General features: G+C 73.5%; 18 protein-coding genes. 5 read left to right on the plus strand and 13 right to left on the minus strand.

From position 1 onward, the window contains the following. Positions 1 to 37 precede the first annotated feature (37 nt). The 5 genes from ABZZ38_RS04645 to ABZZ38_RS04665 all read right to left on the minus strand — a co-directional run bounded on the left by ABZZ38_RS04645 (position 38) and on the right by ABZZ38_RS04665 (position 4,129). Positions 38 to 685, minus strand: coding sequence for a response regulator transcription factor (locus ABZZ38_RS04645; protein ID WP_356735871.1), 648 nt, complete (start codon positions 683 to 685; stop codon positions 38 to 40). After that, entirely contained in the window at positions 685 to 1,962 is a 1,278-nt protein-coding gene (locus ABZZ38_RS04650) for a histidine kinase (RefSeq protein WP_356735699.1), read from the minus strand. Before ABZZ38_RS04650 ends, ABZZ38_RS04645 begins: the two co-directional genes overlap by 1 nt. Next, complete coding sequence (locus tag ABZZ38_RS04655) at positions 1,959 to 3,023, minus strand: hypothetical protein (protein ID WP_356735701.1); 1,065 nt, start codon at positions 3,021 to 3,023, stop codon at positions 1,959 to 1,961. Before ABZZ38_RS04655 ends, ABZZ38_RS04650 begins: the two co-directional genes overlap by 4 nt. A 183-nt stretch (positions 3,024 to 3,206) precedes the next feature. Beyond that, positions 3,207 to 3,362 (minus strand): hypothetical protein, encoded by a 156-nt coding sequence (locus ABZZ38_RS04660; RefSeq protein WP_356735703.1) that lies wholly within the window; start codon positions 3,360 to 3,362, stop codon positions 3,207 to 3,209. Further along, positions 3,359 to 4,129 carry an IclR family transcriptional regulator gene (locus tag ABZZ38_RS04665; protein WP_356735705.1) on the minus strand — a complete coding sequence of 257 codons (771 nt, stop codon included), beginning with the start codon at positions 4,127 to 4,129 and terminating at the stop codon, positions 3,359 to 3,361. Before ABZZ38_RS04665 ends, ABZZ38_RS04660 begins: the two co-directional genes overlap by 4 nt. Positions 4,130 to 4,264: 135 nt before the next feature. On the opposite strand from ABZZ38_RS04665, the gene ABZZ38_RS04670 reads away from it, so the two are divergent. Further along, positions 4,265 to 5,794: an aldehyde dehydrogenase (NADP(+)) gene (locus ABZZ38_RS04670; RefSeq protein WP_356735707.1), complete on the plus strand. Its 1,530-nt coding sequence runs from the start codon at positions 4,265 to 4,267 to the stop codon at positions 5,792 to 5,794. A 390-nt stretch (positions 5,795 to 6,184) separates the two neighbouring features. Beyond that, positions 6,185 to 7,237: an aminotransferase class V-fold PLP-dependent enzyme gene (locus ABZZ38_RS04675; RefSeq protein ID WP_356735709.1), complete on the plus strand. Its 1,053-nt coding sequence runs from the start codon at positions 6,185 to 6,187 to the stop codon at positions 7,235 to 7,237. On the opposite strand, the gene ABZZ38_RS04680 is transcribed toward ABZZ38_RS04675, so the two are convergent. Continuing rightward, positions 7,186 to 7,719: a MarR family winged helix-turn-helix transcriptional regulator gene (locus tag ABZZ38_RS04680; protein WP_356735711.1), complete on the minus strand. Its 534-nt coding sequence runs from the start codon at positions 7,717 to 7,719 to the stop codon at positions 7,186 to 7,188. The genes ABZZ38_RS04675 and ABZZ38_RS04680 overlap by 52 nt on opposite strands. Positions 7,720 to 7,852: 133 nt before the next feature. Here ABZZ38_RS04680 and ABZZ38_RS04685 point away from each other — a divergent pair, with 133 nt between their 5' ends. After that, positions 7,853 to 8,941 (plus strand): alkene reductase, encoded by a 1,089-nt coding sequence (locus ABZZ38_RS04685; RefSeq protein ID WP_356735713.1) that lies wholly within the window; start codon positions 7,853 to 7,855, stop codon positions 8,939 to 8,941. 127 nt (positions 8,942 to 9,068) lie between these two features. Here the strand turns inward: ABZZ38_RS04685 and thpD are convergent, their stop codons facing one another. The 4 genes from thpD to ectA are packed head-to-tail and all read right to left on the minus strand — an operon-like array spanning position 9,069 to position 12,201. After that, complete coding sequence (thpD, locus tag ABZZ38_RS04690; RefSeq protein ID WP_356735715.1) at positions 9,069 to 9,941, minus strand: ectoine hydroxylase; 873 nt, start codon at positions 9,939 to 9,941, stop codon at positions 9,069 to 9,071. Positions 9,942 to 9,944: 3 nt separating this feature from the next. Further along, positions 9,945 to 10,343, minus strand: a complete 399-nt coding sequence (locus ABZZ38_RS04695; RefSeq protein ID WP_356735717.1) for an ectoine synthase — start codon at positions 10,341 to 10,343, stop codon at positions 9,945 to 9,947. A 31-nt stretch (positions 10,344 to 10,374) separates the two neighbouring features. Then, the gene (ectB, locus tag ABZZ38_RS04700; protein WP_356735719.1) at positions 10,375 to 11,643 is read right to left on the minus strand and encodes a diaminobutyrate--2-oxoglutarate transaminase; all 1,269 of its coding nucleotides are present in this window, start codon (positions 11,641 to 11,643) and stop codon (positions 10,375 to 10,377) included. A gap of 24 nt (positions 11,644 to 11,667) precedes the next feature. Further along, positions 11,668 to 12,201 (minus strand): diaminobutyrate acetyltransferase, encoded by a 534-nt coding sequence (gene ectA / locus ABZZ38_RS04705; protein ID WP_356735721.1) that lies wholly within the window; start codon positions 12,199 to 12,201, stop codon positions 11,668 to 11,670. A 481-nt stretch (positions 12,202 to 12,682) separates the two neighbouring features. Here ectA and ABZZ38_RS04710 point away from each other — a divergent pair, with 481 nt between their 5' ends. Beyond that, on the plus strand, positions 12,683 to 13,603 hold the full coding sequence (locus ABZZ38_RS04710) for a LysR family transcriptional regulator (RefSeq protein WP_356735723.1): 921 nt from the start codon (positions 12,683 to 12,685) through the stop codon (positions 13,601 to 13,603). A 30-nt stretch (positions 13,604 to 13,633) separates the two neighbouring features. Here ABZZ38_RS04710 and ABZZ38_RS04715 read toward each other — a convergent pair whose 3' ends face one another. Beyond that, on the minus strand, positions 13,634 to 14,734 hold the full coding sequence (locus ABZZ38_RS04715; RefSeq protein ID WP_356735725.1) for an aminotransferase class V-fold PLP-dependent enzyme: 1,101 nt from the start codon (positions 14,732 to 14,734) through the stop codon (positions 13,634 to 13,636). 89 nt (positions 14,735 to 14,823) lie between these two features. Between ABZZ38_RS04715 and ABZZ38_RS04720 the strand changes: the two genes are divergently transcribed. Further along, positions 14,824 to 15,915 (plus strand): amidohydrolase family protein, encoded by a 1,092-nt coding sequence (locus ABZZ38_RS04720; protein WP_356735727.1) that lies wholly within the window; start codon positions 14,824 to 14,826, stop codon positions 15,913 to 15,915. Here the strand turns inward: ABZZ38_RS04720 and ABZZ38_RS04725 are convergent. Next, positions 15,905 to 16,471, minus strand: a complete 567-nt coding sequence (locus ABZZ38_RS04725) for a GNAT family N-acetyltransferase (protein WP_356735729.1) — start codon at positions 16,469 to 16,471, stop codon at positions 15,905 to 15,907. The two genes, ABZZ38_RS04720 and ABZZ38_RS04725, sit on opposite strands and share 11 nt — an antisense overlap. After that, positions 16,458 to 18,524 (minus strand): penicillin acylase family protein, encoded by a 2,067-nt coding sequence (locus tag ABZZ38_RS04730; RefSeq protein WP_356735731.1) that lies wholly within the window; start codon positions 18,522 to 18,524, stop codon positions 16,458 to 16,460. The genes ABZZ38_RS04725 and ABZZ38_RS04730 overlap by 14 nt, the downstream gene beginning before the upstream one ends. Positions 18,525 to 18,637: the final 113 nt, after the last annotated feature.

Genomic DNA, 18,637 nt, shown 5'->3' on the forward strand with positions numbered 1-18,637 from the left:
AGTCCTCGATCAGGACCGCGACGGCGACCGGGAATCCTCATCCGGGAGTGATGAAGCCCGACTCGTACGCGACGATCACCGCCTGGGTACGGTCCCGGGCCCCCGTCTTCGCCAGCACCGCCGCCACATGCGTCTTCGCCGTCGCCGGGCCGACGTGCAGCCGCTCCGCGATCTCCGCGTTCGTCAGCCCCGTGGCCATCAGCCGCAACACCTCCGCCTCCCGCTCGGTCAGCCGCGCCACCCACGGCGGGGCGGCGACCGGCGCGCGCCGGCCGTACTCCGCCGCCAGGCCGCGCAGCGCCGCGGGGAACAGCAGCGAGTCGCTCCGCGCCACCAGCCGCACCGCGCCGACCAGGTCCTCCGCCGCCGCCCGCTTCAACAGGAACCCGGCCGCCCCGGCGCGCAGGGCCTCGTACACATACGCGTCGTTCTCGAAGGTCGTCACCACCACGATCCGAGGGCCCCCGGGCATCGACGCGACCACCCGCTCGGTGGCCCGGATGCCGTCGATCCCGGGCATCCGCACATCCATCAACACCACATCGGGCCGCAGCTCACGCACCACCGACACCGCCTCGGCGCCCGTGGACGCCTCGCCGACCACCTCCAGGTCCGGCTCGGCGTCCAGGATGACGCGCAGCGCCGTACGCACCATCCGCTCGTCGTCGGCCAGCACGATCCGGATCACCGGCCACCGCCCGTCAACGGCAGGCGCGCGGTCAGCCGCCACACCCCGTCCCCGGGCACCGGGCGGGCCACGGCGTGCCCACCCAGCAGCCGGGCCCGCTCACCGATGCCGCGCAGGCCCCGCCCACCGCCCGGGCGCACCACCCGGACGCGGGCGCCGCCGCCGTCCCCGTCGCCGGACAGCGGATTCTCCATCACGATCTCCAACTCCTCCTCGTACCGCACGATCCGCAACGACACGGGGGTCGCTCCGCCCGCGTGCCGCGCCGCGTTGGTCAACCCCTCCTGGACGATCCGGTATGCCTCACGGGACACCGGCCCCGGTACGCCGGCGACCTCCCCGCCCGCCACGGTCAGCGCCACCGGCACACCCGTCGCGGACAGCAGCCCCTCCAGCGCCTCCAGCCCCGGACCCGGCAGCTCCCCGTCGTCCGCACCCTGCCGCAACAGCCCGAGCACGGCGTCGAGTTCACCGACCGTACGACGCGTGGTCTCCTCGATCGCGGCCAGCGCCTCCCGTACGAACTCCACGTCACTGTCCAGCACCTTGCGCGCCGCGCCCGCCTGCAATGTGACGGCGCTCAGCGCGTGCCCCACCGAGTCGTGCAGCTCCCGGGCGAGCCGGTTGCGCACGGCCAGCTCGGCTGCGCGCCGCTCCGCCGCCGCGAGCCGGTCCGCGGGCGTCGACCCCAGCAGCCGCGGCGCCACCCGGGCCAGCAGCTCCCCGGCCCCGGCACAGGCCCCCGCGAGGGCGAGCAGCATCAGCAGCCCGGCCGGCACCCCGCCGTACACCAGCCAGTCATGGTCCAGCGCGTAGGACGCGCCCACCGCCGACTCGCGCAGTCCGGCCGAGAACGGCAGCGCCATCACCGTCACCGCGAACGGCGGCAGCGCCAGCGACGCCCCGCTGACCAGCCCGCCCACCCCCACGTGCAGCGTGAACCAGCCGGCGGTCCGCACCCTCGCCGCCCAGGACCGCGCCGGCGCCTCCGCGAACCGCTCGGGCGCCACCCCGCACAGGGTCCGGGCCGCCGCCACCGACATCGGGCGGGCCAGGGGGAGGAGCGCCGAGACGGCGGCGAGCGGCAGCGCGACCGCGTACGCCCCGAACTGCACGGCCACGGAGCCCGAGAACAAGCCGGCGGCGTCCGTGAAGGGCGCGACGACCAGCGTGCCGACGAGCCAGTACGGCATCAGCAGCGCGCCGCCCAGGATGAGATGGACCCACCGCAGGCGGGCGCGGCGGCCCAGCAGCCCCGTGCCGAGCCGTCTCACGCCGGGACCGCCGTATCCGCCGTATGCGCCGGGACCGTCGTGTTCGCCGGGCCGGCGGTGACCGCGGTGTTCGCCGGGACCGCCGAGCCGGCCGAGGCCGTGCCCGCCCGGTCCGTCCTGTCCGCCCCGCCCGCCGTATCCACCGGGCCGGCGGTGTCCGCGGCGCGCCGCCGCAGGAAGACGGCCACGCACGCCGCCAGCAGCAGCCCGGAGATCATCTCGCCGGCGTAGGTCAGGGTCATCAGCCCGGTCGGCCCGTCGGCGGAACCGCCCTGGGGAAGCAGCCCGACCAAGGTCAGATACCCGCCCCAGCAGCCGACCGCGCCCGACCCGACCCATGCGAGCCCCAGCGGAACCCTCACCGGCAGCGACCGGCCCGCCCCGAACACCAGCGCCAGGGCGCCGGCCACGGCCGTGACCGCGAAGAGCGCCCGCACCCCCTCCAGAACCCGGAAGTCGGCCGACGGCTCCACGCTCGGCTCCGCGGACGGCCCCGGCGTCACGCCGAACGCACCCGTCAGATGCACCGCGCACGCCACCAGCAGCAGCGCCGACGCACCCACGGCGACCGCCCGCACCCACGTCCCCGACAGCCCGGGCCGCCCCCGCCACACGTACCCCCAGCGGTCCCGCGCGTAGAGCGCGAAGAGCCCGCCCAGCGCGACCCCCTGCACGATGAAACCGCCGTAGACGACACCGAAGACCCACTCGTGGAGGAACGGCTCCCGGGGGGCGGAGTCCCGCGCGCCGCCCGTGACGAGCCCGGCCACCAGCTGCACGGGAAAGCCGGCCATGATCGGCGCGAGCAGTCCGGTCGCCACCCACATCGGGACGGCGAGCAGCCAGGCCCGTACCCGCCGCCCCCAGCGCTGGGTGAGGAGCAGCGCCAGCACGACGACACACGAGTCCATCAGGACGGAGACGCCGTTGACGACGGCCATCATGAGCCGGTGGTCCAGCAGCCCGCTCCCGTCCGGGACGCCGATACGGCTGCCGGCCACCCAGGCGACCTTGAGCGCCAGGTACGGGACGCAGGCGGTGACGGCGAGAGCGCGCAGCACCCGCCGCGTTCCCGATACGGCGGTGGGGCCCGGGGACGGTGTTGGTGCCGGAGGTGCCGGAGGTGCCGGAGGCGTCGGCGTAGGCGCTGGTATCGGTGTCATGCTCCTACGCTCCCGTCCGCGCCGCCGTCCGTGCCTCCTGCCCGCTGGTGAACCGCCTCCGCCGCGCGGCGGAGAAGCGCCTCACCCGCGCGGCGGCAGGACCACCTCGTCCGTCTCCTCGCCGGGCGCCCCCGCGAAGCCCCGGTCGTGGCCGACGACCGTGAAGCCGCACTTCTCCAGGACGGGGTCCGGCCGTCGGACCTCGCGGAGCACGACGTCCGCCACGGGGCCGGTCACAGCCTGCGGGTGGCGAGCGTCAGCCGGTCGCGGGCGTCGAACAGCGCGTCCTTGATCATCTGCTCGTGCGCCGGGGTGAGCCGGGCCACCGGCACCGAGCAGCTGATCGCGTCGCGCGCCGGTGTGCGGTAGGGGATGGCGATGCCGAAGCAGCGCAGGCCCAGCGTGTTCTCCTCGCGGTCCACGGCGTACCCCTGCTCGCGGATGACGTGCAGCTCCTCGATGAGCTTCTCGCGGTCCGTGAGGGTGTGCTCGGTCAGGGCGGGCAGGGACTCCGGAAGCATCTTGCGGACCTGCTCGTCGCTGTGGGTGGCGAGCAGCGCCTTGCCCAGTGAGGTGGAGTGGGCGGGGAGGCGCCGGCCGACCCGGGTGAACGGCCGCAGGTAGTGCTGCGACTGGCGGGTGGCGAGGTAGACGACGTTGGTGCCGTCGAGCCGGGCGAGGTGGATGGTCTCCGTGGTGTCGTCGGAGAGCCGGTCCAGGGTGGGCCGGGCCGCGGCCACCACCTCGTCACCGTCGATGTACGAGGTGCCGACCAGCAGGGCGCGGACGCCGATGCCGTACCGCGTCCCGGTCGCGTCCGTCTCCACCCAGCCGAGCTCCACCAGCGTGCGCAGCAGCATGTAGAGGCTGGACTTCGGGTAGCCGACGGCTTCCTGGACGGCGGCCAGGGAGTGCATGCCGGGGCTGCCCGCGAAGTACTCGAGCAGTTCCACCGTGCGTACCGCGGATTTGACCTGTGATCCGCCGGTTTCGGCTGCTGGCATTCGCTCTCGCCCCTCTTGTTATGACGGTACGCCCGTTAATAGAGTCCAGGATATTCATCATCAGGAACGTTGTTCAGAATACCGAACAACCCTGGACGGGCAAGACCGAGTCGAAAGTCTGAAAGGACGTCCGCGGTGTCAGCAGCACAAGTCTGGAGTGTCGACCCTCGAACCGGAAAGCGGCGGGAGCAGGTCGCGGTGGAAGCCACAGCCGAGGACGTCGACAGCGCCGTACGCGCCGCTCACTCCGCCCGGGGCTCCCTCGCCGACCGCGCCGTGCGCGCCGCCTTCCTGCGCACCGCCGCCGACCGGCTCGACGCCGCCAAGGAGCGGCTCATCGAGACGGCGGACGCCGAGACGGCGCTCGGTTCCCCCCGCCTCCCCGGGGAACTGGCGCGCACCTGCTACCAGTTGCGCGCCTTCGCGGACATCGTCGACGAGGGCGCCTTCCTCGACGTGATCATCAACCACCCCGACGACACGGCCACCCCGCCCGTGCCGGACCTGCGCCGTTACAAGGTGCCGCTCGGCGTCGTCGCCGTCTACTCCGCCTCCAACTTCCCGTTCGCCTTCTCCGTGGCGGGCGGCGACACCGCGAGCGCGCTCGCCGCCGGCTGCCCCGTCGTCGTCAAGGCCCACCCCGACCACCCGGCCACCTCCGAGCTGGCCGCCGAGTGCCTGCGCCGGGCGGCCGTCGAACACGGCATCCCCGAGGCCGTCGTCGGCCTGGTGCACGGCTTCGAGGCGGGCGTCGAGCTGGTGAAGCACCCGCTGATCACGGCGGCCGGATTCACCGGCTCGGTGCGCGGTGGACGGGCGCTCTTCGACGCCGCCGCCGCCCGCCCGGTCCCCATCCCGTTCCACGGCGAGCTCGGCTCCCTCAACCCGGTCGTGGTGACCGAGTCGGCCGCCGCCGAGCGGGCCGAGCAGATCGGCACGGGGCTCGCCGGGGCGATGACGCTGGGGCACGGCCAGTTCTGCGTCAAGCCCGGCCTGGTGCTGGCGCCCACCGGCGAGGCGGGCGACCAGCTCGTCAAGTCCCTGGCCGACGCCGTCGCCACCACCGGCGAGGGCGTGCTCCTGGACCACCGGATGCGCGACAACTTCGTCGCGGGCGTCGCCGAGCGCGCCGCCCTGCCCGACGTGGACGCCCCCGTCGCCCCGGGCGCCGGCGACGAGCACACCGTCAGCGCGGGCTTCCTGACCGTACCGGCGGCCCGCCTCGCCGCCGAGGGCGAGCACGACGTGCTCCTGGAGGAGTGCTTCGGCCCCGTCACCGTCGTCGCGCGGTACGAGGACGACGCCGAGGTCAAGGCCGTCCTCTCCCGGCTCCCGGGCAACCTGTCGGCGACCGTCCACCTCTCCTCGGACGAGGCCGAGGGCAAGGGTGACGGTGCCGCCATCCTCGCCGAGCTCACCCCGCTCGCCGGCCGCGTCCTGGTCAACGGCTGGCCCACCGGCGTCGCCGTCGCCCCCGCCCAGCACCACGGCGGCCCCTACCCGGCCACCACCTCCACCTCCACCTCGGTCGGCGGCACCGCCATCGAACGCTGGCTGCGCCCCGTCACGTACCAGTCGACCCCCGAGGCGCTGCTGCCGCCGGAGCTGCGCGACGACAACCCGCTCGGCCTTCCGCGCCGCGTGGACGGCCGCCCGGAACACTGACCCCGAGACCGGCGCCCCGATCCCGGCCCCGACCCCGTACCGCCCCGCCGGAGACAAACGGCGGGGCGGCGGCGGTCCACCCGCCACGCCCGCGCCCGCGCCGCGCAACCGGCCGGGCGGCGCCGTCACCGCCCTCCACGGCGAGGTCCGGGTTACGTACCACCGCGGCCCCATCCCGGACGCCGACGGCGCCGCCGCCGACGGTCCGGCGGAACGCGCACCCGCACGCGCCGGCTCCCCGACGAACGCCCCCCCCGTGACCGTTGGCGGACGACTCGTCGCGGCCGATCCCGGGTCCCGGGGGCCGGCCGGCCTATGAGCGAGGCCGGGACACCGCAGCCAGAAGTACGCGATTGACGGCGAGTTGGGGCAGAGCCCAAGGTGGGGGGCATGGAGAATCCCCTCGGAGGCGCCGAGTTCGCGCCCGCGCAGACGTATCTCAACACCTCCACCTGTGGGCTGCTGCCCCGCCGGACCGTCGACGCCATCACGGCGCTCGCCGAGCAGAACGCCGCCGGGCGCCCGGATGGGGCCGGTGATTTCGAGGTGGTGGACGCCGTACGGGAGCGCTTCGCGCGGCTCGTCGGGGTGCGTCCGGACCGGGTGGCGCTCGGCGGGGCGGTCACGGTGCACGTCGCGCTGATCGCCGGGTCGCTGGCGCCCGGTGCCGAGGTGCTGTTCGCGGAGGGCGACTTCAGCTCGGTGATCACGCCGTTCACGGTGCGCGGTGACCTCAAGACGCGGTTCGTGCCGCTGGAGGAGCTGGCCGACGCCGTACGGCCTCAGACGGCGCTCGTCGCGTTCTCGGCCGTGCAGTCCGCGGACGGCAGGGTGGCGGACCTGCCCGCGGTGCGCGAGGCTGCGGCCGCGCACGGTGCCCGTACGCTGCTGGACGTCTCCCAGTCGGCCGGCTGGCTGCCGCTGGACGCCTCCGCCTGGGACTACACCGTCGCCGGTGGCTACAAGTACCTGATGTGCCCGCGGGGCGCGTCGTTCCTCACGGTCGGCGAGGAGGCCCAGGAGTCCCTGGTGCCGGCCCACGCCGGCTGGGTCGCGGCCGAGTCCCCGTTCGACAGCACCTACGGCCCCGTCGAGCGGTTCGCCCCGACGGCGCGGCGCTACGACGAGCCCCCGTCGTTCCTCGCGTACTACGGTGCCGAGCAGTCACTCGCCCTGCTGGAGGAGATCGGCGTCGACGCCGTCCGCGCCCACGGCACGGCCCTCGCCGAGCGCTTCCGGTCCGGGCTGGCCGAACTCGGACACGAACCGGTCCGGGCCGACGGGTCGGTCGTCGTCGCCGTGCCGGGCCTGGGCGGACTCCGGCCGGAGCTGGCCCGCGCCGGCGTCATCGTCTCCGCCCGCGCCGGAAACCTCCGGGTCTCCTTCCACCTCTACAACTCGGCCGCCGACGTCGACCGGGCGCTGGACGTCCTGTCGTCCTGAGCGACGGCGCACTCCGCCGCCTCCTTGCACAGGTTCGCCTCGACCTTGCCCAGCAGCCGTGCCAGCTCGGCGCGTTCGCCCGCGTCGAGCCCGGCGAGGGTGAGCCGCTCCAGGTCGCACCAGGCGGCGGTCACCTCGGTGAGCAGCGCGCACCCGGCGTCGGTGGCCTCGACGAGCACCGCGCGCCGGTCGGCGGGGTCGGGGGAGCGGCGGACGTGCCCGGCCTGCTCCAGGCGCTGGAGCATCTTGGTGACCGTCGACGGGTCGAGGTCCACGGTTCTGATCAGCTCGGACTGGCGCACCGGACCCCGGTCCCACAGGCACATCATCACGAACTCCTGGCCCGGGTAGAACCCCGCCGCCTTGAGGAGCCTGCCCGCGGCGATCCGGTGGAGCCTTGCCACCCGGGACAGGGTGTGGCTGACGGGGCCGCCGCGCGCCGCGGTCGGCAGCGCGTCACCGCAGGCGGGGTCGGCGGACATCGGGACCAACTCCTCACGATCGGGGGGCCCGGGGAGGGCTCTGCCCACGATTTTACCTTGGCCGGCCAAGTAATGAGTTACAGTGGCGGAAGCGGAAATACTTGGCCGACCATATAACGCTCCGGGAGCACCCATGACCACCGCGTTCGACCCCATCGACCTGTCCGGTACGCAGCTCGCCAACCGCATAGCCATGGCGCCCATGACCCGCAGCCGGGCCACCGCCGACACCCGGGTGCCGACCGGCCTCACGGCCGAGTACTACGCGCAGCGCGCCTCCGCCGGACTGATCATCACCGAGGGCGTACAGCCCTCACCGGTCGGCCAGGGCTACCCGGACACGCCAGGCCTGCACAGCGCCGAGCAGGTCGCCGCCTGGCGCGAGGTCACCGACGCCGTGCACGCCGAGGGCGGCAAGATCTTCGCCCAGCTCATGCACGCCGGCCGGATCGGCCACCCGGACCTGCTGGCCGACCACCCCGGCGACCTGCACCCCGTGGCCCCCTCCGCCGTCGCCGCCAAGGGGCAGGTCTTCACCCACGAGGGCCCCAAGGACTTCGTCACCCCGCACGAGCTCACCGACGCCGAGGTGCGCGCCACCATCGCCGACTACGCGGCCGCCGCCCGCAACGCCGTGGACGCCGGCTTCGACGGCGTGGAACTGCACGGCGCCAACGGCTACCTGATCCACCAGTTCCTGGCGCCCGGCACCAACCGGCGCACCGACGCGTGGGGCGGCTCCGTCGAGGGCCGCATCCGCTTCGCCGTCGAGGTGGTCAAGGCCGTCGCCGCCGCGATCGGCCCGGAACGCACGGGGCTGCGGGTGTCGCCCGGGAACCCGTTCAACGACATCGACGAGCCCCAGCCGGAGGCGGAGGCGGCGTACCCCGCGCTCGTCCAGGCCATCGAGCCGCTCGGGATCGCGTATCTGCACGTGACGGAGTGGAGCCCGGCCGTCCGTGACCTCACGCTGGAGCTGCGCAAGAGCTTCCCGGGCGCCCTCGTGCTCAACCCGGCGACCGAGGGGCCGACGGGTGCGGACGCGCTCGGGCTGGTCGAGGACGGCACCGCCGACCTCCTCGCGTTCGGCGCGCTGTTCCTGGCCAACCCGGACCTGCCGGCCCGCCTCCGGGCGAACGGCCCGTACAACGCCGTGGACCCGTCCACGCTGTACGGCGGCGACCACCGCGGCTACACCGACTACCCGGCCCTGAGCGCCTGACGGACGCACGGGGGAGGGGCGGGACCGATGACCGGTCCCGCCCCTTCACCCTCACGCGCACGAAATACGCGCCTCACGGGCCTCACGCGCCTCGCGCGGTCGCGGCGGTCCTACGCGCGGTACGGCGTCACCGCACCGGCGTGAAGTCCCGCGCCCCGATGAAGTCCGGCCGCCGGACGGGGGCGGCGAACGGCTCCACCGCCGTGTTCTCCACGCTGTTGAAGACGATGAAGACGTTGCTGCGCGGGTACGGGGTGATGTTGTCGCCCGAGCCGTGCATGGCGTTGCAGTCGAACCAGGTCGCCGATCCGGCCTTGCCGGTGAACAGCCGGATGCCGTGCGCGTCCGCGAACCTCGTCAGGGCCTCGTCCGACGGCGTGCCCGCGTCCTGCATCTGCAGCGACTTCTTGTAGTTGTCCTTCGGTGTCTCGCCCGCGCAGCCGAGGAACGTCTTGTGCGACCCGGGCATGATCATCAGGCCGCCGTTGGTGTCGAGGTTCTCGGTCAGCGCGATCGACACGGACACCGTCCGCATCCGCGGCAGCCCGTCCTCCGCGTGCCAGGTCTCGAAGTCCGAGTGCCAGTAGAAGCCCGACGCGCCGAAGCCCGGCTTCACGTTGATCCGCGACTGGTGGACGTAGACGTCCGAGCCGAGGATCTGGCGGGCCCGGCCCACGACCCGCTCGTCGCGCACCAGGTTCGCGAAGACCTCGCTGATCTTGTGGACCTCGAACACCGACCGCACGTCCTGGGACTTCGGCTCGATGATCGAACGCTCGTCGGCGCGAACGGCCGGGTCGGAGATCAGCCGCTCCAGCTCGGCGCGGTAGACGCCGACCTCGTCCTCGGTGATCAGCTCCTCGACCGCGAGGAAGCCGTCGCGCTCGTACGACTCCAGTCCGTCCCGCGCCCCCCAGACGACCGGGTCACGGCGGGGCGTCATCACCTCGGACGCGCCGCGGGTGGGGTACAGGTCCTGGACGGTCGTGGTCATCGTCATCGGTCAGCCCTCCTCGGTGAGCCGGGGGTAGACGCCGTTCTCGTCGTGGTCCTCCCGTCCCGTGACGGGGGGATTGAAGACGCACACGCACCGGAAGTCGGTCCTGGGCCGCAGGGTGTGCCGCTCATGGCCGTCGAGCAGGTACATGGTGCCCGGCTCGATCCAGTGCGTCTCGCCCGTCTCGTCGTTGGTCAGCTCGGCCTCGCCCTCGACGCACAGCACGGCCTCGATGTGGTTGGCGTACCACATCGACGTCTCCGTGCCCGCGTAGAGCACGGTCTCGTGGAGCGAGAAGCCGACTTTCTCCCTGGCGAGCACGATGCGCTTGGACTCCCAGGTGCCGGAGGCGGCCTTCACATGGCGCTCGGTGTTCTCGATGTCCTTGAACGATCGGACGATCACGGTGGTGCAACTTCCCTTCGTACCTGAGGATTCAGGCGGTCTCACGGACCGCGCGGGCCAGCGTGCGCAGCCCCTCGTCCAGCTCGTCGGGCGTGATGGTCAGCGGCGGCAGCAGCTTGACCACTTCGCTCTGCGGGCCCGAGGTCTCCAGCAGCAGCCCCAGGTCGAACGCCCGCCGGCAGACCCGGGTCGCCCGGCCCTTGTCGGCGAACTCCATCCCCCAGACCAGGCCGCGGCCCCGGTAGTGGGCGCCGTAGGCGGAGTTCTCGTCGCAGATCGTCAGCAGCGCCTGCTCGACCTGCTCGCCGCGCGTGATGGTCTGCTTCTCCATCTGACCGTCGGCCCAGTACGTTTCGAGGGCGGCGGTCGCGGTGACGAAGGCGGGGTTGTTGCCGCGGAAGGTGCCGTTGTGCTCGCCCGGCCCCCACACGTCGAGCTCCGGCTTGAACAGGCACAGAGACATGGGCAGCCCGTAGCCGCTGATGGACTTCGACAGGGTGACGATGTCGGGGGTGATGCCGGCCTCCTCGAAGGAGAAGAAGGCACCGGTGCGGCCACAGCCCATCTGGATGTCGTCGACGATCAGCAGCATGTCCTGCCGCTCGCACAGCGCCGCCAGCGCCCGCAGCCACTCGGCGCGCGCGACGTTGATGCCGCCCTCGCCCTGCACGGTCTCCACGATCACGGCGGCCGGCTTGTTGAGGCCGGAGCCCTCGTCCTCCAGCAGCCGCTCGAACCAGAGGAAGTCCGGGACGCGGCCGTCGAGGTAGTTGTCGAACGGCATCGGCGTGCCGTGCACCAGCGGGATGCCGGCCCCGGCCCGCTTGAAGGCGTTGCCCGTCACGGCCAGCGAACCCAGCGACATGCCGTGGAAGGCGTTGGTGAACGACACGATCGACTCGCGCCCCTTCACCTTGCGGGCCAGCTTGAGCGCGGCCTCCACGGCGTTGGTGCCGGTCGGGCCCGGGAACATCACCTTGTACGGCAGGTCACGCGGACGCAGCACCACGTTCTGGAAGGACTCCAGGAAGGCGCGCTTCGCGGTCGTCGCCATGTCCAGGCCGTGGGTGATGCCGTCGCGCTCCAGATAGTCGAGCAGCGCCCGTTTCAGCACCGGGTTGTTGTGTCCGTAGTTCAGCGACCCTGCACCGGCGAAGAAGTCCAGATAGGAGTGGCCGTCCTCGTCGGTCAGGCGTGCGCCCTGCGCGCGGTCGAACACGGCCGGCCAACCGCGGCAGTAGCTGCGCACCTCCGACTCCAGGGTCTCGAAGACACTCAGGGCGGGCGGGGTGATGGTCACAGCGGTTCGTCTCCTCGGTCGTTCTCAGGCAGCTATCGGACTGATGCGGTAGAGCACTTCCGGCAGGTGCGTCCCCTCGGGGAACAGCCCCCCGTCGAAGAGCACCTCACGCTCCACCGACGCGCCGCGGCGCTCGGCGTACGACGTGAAGAGCCGGTCGGACGCGGTGTTGTCCGGGGTGATCGTCGTCTCCAGGGTGCGGACGCCCTGTCCGGCGAGGCGCGTGGTCAGGGCGTCCAGCAGGACGCCGGCCAGGCCCCGGCCGCGGTGGGCGTGGTCCACGGCGACCTGCCAGACCACGAGGGTGCCCGGCCGCTGCGGCCGGATGTAGCCGGTGACGAAGGCGATCGGCTCGCCGTCGGCGCCGCGCGCCACCAGGGACGTGGCGGCGAAGTCCCGGCACCACAGCAGATAGCTGTACGAGGAGTTCAGGTCCAGGACCTCGGAGTCCCGGGCGATGCGCCAGATCGCGGCTCCGTCCTCCACTCGGGGGGCGTCGAGAACGACGGCCGAGGTGTTCGGTGCGACTCGGTGGAATTCTGCTTGTGCAGCGGTCATGCGAATGGAACTTACCCAGCAAATTCTGAAATTGCATGGGCAACAGGGGTTGGGTGGACGCGTGGAATGTGTTATCACGCGAGCGCGAGCGCCGTCGGGCGCCCTTGCCGAACGCTCGGTTTTGCCCGGATATTCTCGGTCAAAAAGGGCGGCATGTGGAGTCGATCACACCAAAGTAACCACCTTGACATGTGCGCGAATTGTGCGCGGAGCCCTGATGGAATCTTTGCGTTTAGGTTCCCGGGAACGGGGCAGAAGAACGCGGGAAACCCATCACCTATAACCTGCTCCCGGTATTCATGAATTAACTCCCATTCGCAGGGCCGCCTCCTCGCCGACGCACACCGGCACACGCACCGGCGTGGGCGTCGGCGCGTACTTCTCCACGCGCGGCGACGCGTCACCGGTTGAGTCGTTCCGGCCCCTCGCCCGTACGTCTGCTTCGAGCGGACGGCGGGAAGAAGACGTGACGGGGGAGCGGTTGACCGGCACAGTGATCATCAACGGTGACGGGATGGGGGGACCAGGGGTGGAGCTGCGTCAGCTGGAGTTCTTCGTCGCGGTCGCCGAGGAGTTCGGCTTCGGCCGGGCCGCGGCGCGGCTGCGCACCGGCGAGACCTCGGTGAGCCGCCAGATCGACCTGCTGGAACGGGAGGTGGGGCTGCGGCTCTTCGACCGCTCCAGCCGCGTACGCCTCACGGCCGCCGGTGAGCGGCTGCTGCCCGAGGCGCGGGCCGCGCTCCTCGCGGCCGACCGGGTCCGGCGGATCGCCGACGGGATCGCCGCCGGCACCGAGGGGCTGATCCGGCTCGGCACCACCCGCGCGTTCGCCGACCGCGTGTACCGCGCCCTCGACACGCTGGCCGCCCGCAGCCCCGGGCTGCGCGTACGCCTGGAGCGCGGGCCCCAGGAAGCGAGACTCGCGGCGGTGCGCTCCGGCACGTTCGACGCCGCCCTCGTGCGCACAGTGGACCGCGCGGACGGCGTGGCGCTGCACCCGCTGTGGACCGAGCCGCTGATCGCCGCGCTGCCGGCGTCCCACCCGCTCGCCGGGCCGGAGCCGCCGAGCCTTGACCGGCTCGTGAGCCTGCCGCTGCGTCTCGCGCCGCGCGCCGCGAACCCGGCCTTCCACGACCTGGTCACGTCCGCGCTCCCGGCCTGGACGCCGGGCCCGCCGTTCACCACGCTCCAGGACACGCTCGCCGACCTGGCGGCGGGCCCGGAGCCGTCGTGGACGGTGTTCTACCCGGTGGGCGGCGGCCTCCCGCCGGCGGACCGCGTCACCTTCCGCACGCTGCCGAACCTCACGGTCCCGGTCTCCCTCGCCACCCCACCGGGCCCGCTGGAACCCCCGCTCAAGGCCCTCCTGGACGCGCTGTCGCCCGCCACCACGCCCGCGTGAGGAACCGTCCCCCAGGGGACCGGGGGCCTCCTACGCCCACACCTCGCCGACCGCCCGTCGCGCGCCCTCCACGTCCACCTCCGCGCCCGTCCCGGCCAGCGCCGCGCCCAGCGCCTCCAGCGAGCCCAGGACGGCCTCGCGCGTGGCGTCGGGACCGTAGTGGTTGACCCGGATCATCTCCTTGGCGAGCGCGCCCCCGCCGGCGACCAGCGGCAGCGAAGGGTTCACCGCCAGAGCGCCCGCCACCAGCTCGGAGGCGTCGACCCCGCTCGGGGTGCGCAGCGTCGTCGCCACGGGCGCGGCGTCCTTCGCGTCGCGTACGTAGGGCTCCAGACCGCCGCCAAGGGCGAGCGCGCCCGCGCGGGTGGCCGCCGCGGCCGAGGCGTGGCGGGCCATCACGACGTCCGCACCCTCCGCTTCGAGACGCTCCACGCACGCCTCCAGCGCCAGCATCTCCAGCTGCGCCGGCGCGTGCGGCAGCGCGCGGCGGCCGCCGTCGATCCAGCGCTCCTTCCAGTCGAGGAGCGAGAGGTACGAGCGGCGGGGCGCCGCCGGGTTGGCCGCGAACCGCTCCCACGCGCGCGTGCTCACCGACACCGCCGAGACGCCCGCCGGGCCGCCCATCGCCTTCTGCGCGCCGATGACGCACATGTCGACGCCCCACGCGTCGGGCAGCACCGGCTCGGCGCCGATCGAGGCCACCGCGTCCAGGTGGAACAGTGCGCCGTGTGCCCGGACGACCTCACCGATCTCAGCGACGGGGTTGGTGTTGCCGGTCGCCGCCTCCGCGTGCACGAGCGACACGAAGTCGATCTCCGGGTGCGCGCGGAACGCGTCGTTGACCTGCCCGGCCGTCACCGCCGTGTGGAACGGCACCTGAAGGTCCACCACCGTCGCGCCGCAGTCGCGCAGCCAGTCGCCGAAGGTCTGCCCGTACGGGCCGGTGACGATGTTCAGCGCGGTGGAGCCCGGCCGCGCGCCGGCGCGGATGCAGCCCTCCAGCGGCAGGAGCGCCTCGCCCTGGGTGATGACCACGTCCTGCTCGGTGGAGAGCAGCGCGGCCACGCGCCGCTCGATGGCCGCGAAGCGGTCGGCGGTCAGCGGGGCCAGGTCGAGGAGGGGGTGCGTCACGGCGGACTCTTTCTGTTCATGTACGGACTGCTCGGCCGAGCGTACCCACGCGTATCCACCGGGGGCGACGCCCTCGTAGAGTGCTGGTCATGAGCGTGGTGTTGCGGGTGCGGGGGCGGGTGCTCGCCGGCCCGGAGGATGTGCGGGACGAGCTGTGGGTGATCGACGGGCGGGTCACCTACGACCGGCCGTCCGGAGCGGCGGCGCGGGACGTGCGGACGGTCACGGGCTGGGTGCTGCCGGGTCTGGTCGACGCGCACTGCCATGTGGGGCTGGACGCGCACGGGGCCGTGGACGAGGCGACCAGCGAGAAGCAGGCGCTGACGGACCGGGACGCGGGCACGCTGCTGATCCGCGACGCGGGGTCGCCCGCCGACACGCGGTGGATCGACGACCGCGAGGACCTGCCGAAGATCATCCGTGCGGGGCGGCACATCGCCCGCACGCGCCGCTACATCCGCAACTACGCCCATGAGATCGAACCGGCCGAGCTCGTCGCGTACGTCGCGAGGGAGGCCGGGCGCGGGGACGGCTGGGTGAAGCTGGTCGGCGACTGGCTGGACCGGGGCGTGGGCGACCTGGCGGCGTGCTGGCCGCGTGCCGAGGTGGAGGCGGCCATCGCTCAGGCGCACCGGCTGGGCGCCCGGGTGACCGCGCACTGTTTCGCGGAGGAGTCGCTGCGGGACCTGGTGGAGGCGGGCATCGACTGCGTGGAGCACGCGACGGGCCTGACGGAGGACACCATCCCGCTGTTCGCGGAGCGCGGGGTCGCGATCGTCCCCACGCTCGTCAACATCGCGACGTTCCCGAAGCTGGCGGCCGGGGGAGAGGGCAAGTTCCCGCGCTGGGCGGACCACATGCGACGGCTGCACGAGCGCCGCTACGACACCGTGCGCGCCGCGTACGACGCGGGCGTCCCCGTCTTCGTCGGTACCGACGCGGGCGGTTCGCTGGCGCACGGCCTGGTCGCCGCCGAGGTCGCCGAGCTGGTCACGGCCGGCATCCCGCCCCTGGACGCCCTGTCGGCGACCACGTGGGGGGCGCGGGAGTGGCTGGGGCGCCCGGCCCTGGAGGAGGGCGCCCCGGCGGACCTGGTGGTCTACGACGAGGACCCGCGCGCGGACGTCCGCGTCCTGGCGGCGCCGCGCCGGGTGGTCCTCAACGGCCGCGTCATCGACTGAGGAAGGCGAGCCGGGCCCGCTTCTCCAGGATGTGGACCTCCGGCAGCAGGACTTCCGGCAGGACCACTTCGGGGCCGAGCTCGAAGCCGTTGCGGGTGAGCAGCGCGATGGCCTTGTCGTTGGCGGCGTCCGGCTCGGCCACGATCCGCTCGCGGCCGGTGAGCGCGAACGCCGTCAGCGTGGTCAGCAGGCGGGACGAGAAGCCCCTCTCCGGCGCCCGCGCGGGCGCGAGCAGCAGGTGGACGCCGATGTCGCCCGGCCGGACGTCGTAACACTCGCTGACGCGGTCGGCCTCCGGCTCGTACGTCTGGAACAGCGCGACGGGCTCCTCCTCCCGGTACACGAGGAACGCGTGGTGGGTGGTGAGCGAGTCGAGGTGGGCGTAGATCTCGCGTACGTCGTCCGGTGTCGCGTCCCGCATGCCCCAGAACCGGGCGCGGTCCTCGCTGACCCAGCGGTGCAGCAACGGCGCGTCCCGGTGGGGGTCGACGGGGACGACACGGACCGTCCCGAAGCCGTCGACGGTCTGCTCGTACACGCACTCAGTCGTGGTCATGCCGCTCCTCGTGCTCCTTGGTGAGCTGGTTCCAGTCGGTGATGACGGGGGCGAGCCCGCCCCGCAGCCACAGGGGCAGCTGGTCGCGCCGGTGCGGGTCGCCGGGCACGCCGGAGGCGCCGAAGGGCACGGCCCACAGGCTGTCCTCGCGCCGGGCCAGGTCCCACACGTAGCGGGCGGCCGGGCCGCGCGCGGCGCGGTCGGTGAGGCCGGGCACGGACGACGTCGACAGCACGCAGTCGTGGTCGCCGCCGAGACCGGGCCGGTCGTCGTCGTCCAGCGAGTCGGGCAGGGCCGCCCAGGGAGCGAGGCGGTGCGTGTCGCCCCAGGGCCGGTCCGTGTGGCCGGCGGCCACCTCGTGGAGGGCGGCGCGGACGGCGGCCAGCCGGTCGGCGGCGGGCACCGGACCGGCCGTCAGCAGGGTCTCCAGGGCGTACGCGACGCGCGGGACGAGCGCGAGCCAGGGCTGGAACAGCGCGGGGTGGGCGGGCGGCTCCGCCAGCACGGCGAGCGCCGGGTGCCGGGCGAGGCGGCGCACCACCGCGCTGCGGACGGCCGCGAAAGCCGCCGCGTCCGTGCTGTCGGCGGCCATGCGGCGGTTCCAGCACAGCAGCCGGTCGCGCAGCTCCCGCGCGGCGGGCTCCAGGTCGGGCAGGGCGGCGACGAGCGCCAGCAGGGGCCGGGCCGAGGCGAGATGGGTGTCCATGTGGACGGCCGCCATGTCCGGGGCGGTCCAGCTCTTCGACGCGTCCAGCAGGCGGGTGATCCGCTGCGCCCGGTGCGGGGGCGCGAACTCCACGCCGAGGGGCGTCGCCAGACCGCGCGCGTTGGCCATGACCGCCACGCCGTCCACCGTTTCGCGCGGCATCGGGTCGTGGTGGCCGCGCCACTCGTGGCCGGGCTCCCAACCGGGCACGACGCGCAGCCGGTTGTCGCGGTGGCGCAGCGGGACGTAACCGGCGACGCGGTGGAGGGTGCCGCCCCGGGTGTCGGCGGCCTGGACGACGTTGACCGGCTCGATCCACCGGTCGAACGCCCGGTCCACATCGCCGACGGTGCGGGCGGCGAGCATCGCGGGCAGGGCGGCGAAGCCGAGTTCGCGGGTGACGCGGGGCGGGTAGCGCAGGCTGATCGGGCCTTCCTCGCCCTCCGGGATGATCACCGGTCCGCGCTCCGTCTCGACCACCTCGACCTCGACCGGCGCGGCGTCCTTCACCTCGACGGTCTCGGTGTGGACGTGGGCGGGTGCCCAGCCGTCCGGGCCGAGCGCCTCCACCGCGCCGTCGCCGGTGCGCCGGAGCCGCTCCCGGTACAGGTCCTGGTAGTCGGCCATGGCGTTGGTGATCGCCCAGGCGACGGCACCGGTGTGCCCGAAGTGCGCCAGGCCGGGCACGCCGGGTACGGCGAGCCCGACGACGTCGAACTCGGGGCAGGCGAGCCGGATCTGCTGGTACACGCCGGGCGCCTCGATGAAGCGGTGCGGGTCGCCGGCGATGAGCGCCGCGCCGGTGGCGGTGCGGTCGGCGGTGACGAGCCAGCCGTTGCTGCCGGAGGTGGCGGGGCCGTCGGTGGCGAACAGCTCGACGGCGTCCTCGCCGAGCCGGCGGGCGACCTGGTCGCGCCACAGCTTGGTGGGGAAGCCCGCGAAGAGGATGTGGGTCGACAGCCATACGGCGAGCGGTGTCCACGGCTCCCAGCGCCCGGCGGTGAGCCCGGTGGCGGCGAACTCGGGCGCGCGGCGGGCGCCGCGCGCGAGGCCGGCGTTGACGCCGTCGACGTACGCGCCCACCCAGGTACGCGTCGGCTCGTCGAGCGCGTCGTAGCAGCGGCGGGCGGTGTCGGCGAGCCGGGCGCGGCGGGCGAAGAGGTCCCAGTCGAGGGCGTCGGCGCCGAGGAAGGCGGCGGTGGTGCCCTGGGCGCGGTGCCGCTCGACCTCCAGCTGCCAGGCGCGGTCGAGGGCGGTGGTACGACCCTGGGCGTGGGCGAGTTCGTGCGCGTCGGCGGCGCGGAGATGCGGGATGCCCCAGGTGTCCCGGTAGACCTCGATGCTCACTCTTGTCCCGATCTCTTTAGGTTAGGCTCGCCTAACTTAAGCCACGCTTGGGGCAGAAGCAATCCCGGGGTATCCGAATATGAGCACGAGAACCCCCCTTTGGGGTGAACTCC

Source organism: Streptomyces sp. NPDC006368, assembly GCF_040612535.1.
Taxonomy (GTDB): domain Bacteria; phylum Actinomycetota; class Actinomycetes; order Streptomycetales; family Streptomycetaceae; genus Streptomyces.

What these genes read in the sequence shown, in the direction of transcription:
- thpD (WP_356735715.1), bottom strand. Translation starts at nt 9,941, where the DNA reads ATGACGATGACCACGACCGTCCAGGACCTGTACCCCACCCGCGGCGCG.
- ABZZ38_RS04725 (WP_356735729.1), bottom strand. Translation starts at nt 16,471, where the DNA reads ATGACCACGACTGAGTGCGTGTACGAGCAGACCGTCGACGGCTTCGGG.
- ABZZ38_RS04720 (WP_356735727.1), top strand. Translation starts at nt 14,824, where the DNA reads ATGAGCGTGGTGTTGCGGGTGCGGGGGCGGGTGCTCGCCGGCCCGGAG.
- ABZZ38_RS04675 (WP_356735709.1), top strand. Translation starts at nt 6,185, where the DNA reads ATGGAGAATCCCCTCGGAGGCGCCGAGTTCGCGCCCGCGCAGACGTAT.
- ABZZ38_RS04680 (WP_356735711.1), bottom strand. Translation starts at nt 7,719, where the DNA reads ATGTCCGCCGACCCCGCCTGCGGTGACGCGCTGCCGACCGCGGCGCGC.
- ectA (WP_356735721.1), bottom strand. Translation starts at nt 12,201, where the DNA reads ATGACCGCTGCACAAGCAGAATTCCACCGAGTCGCACCGAACACCTCG.
- ABZZ38_RS04685 (WP_356735713.1), top strand. Translation starts at nt 7,853, where the DNA reads ATGACCACCGCGTTCGACCCCATCGACCTGTCCGGTACGCAGCTCGCC.
- ABZZ38_RS04665 (WP_356735705.1), bottom strand. Translation starts at nt 4,129, where the DNA reads ATGCCAGCAGCCGAAACCGGCGGATCACAGGTCAAATCCGCGGTACGC.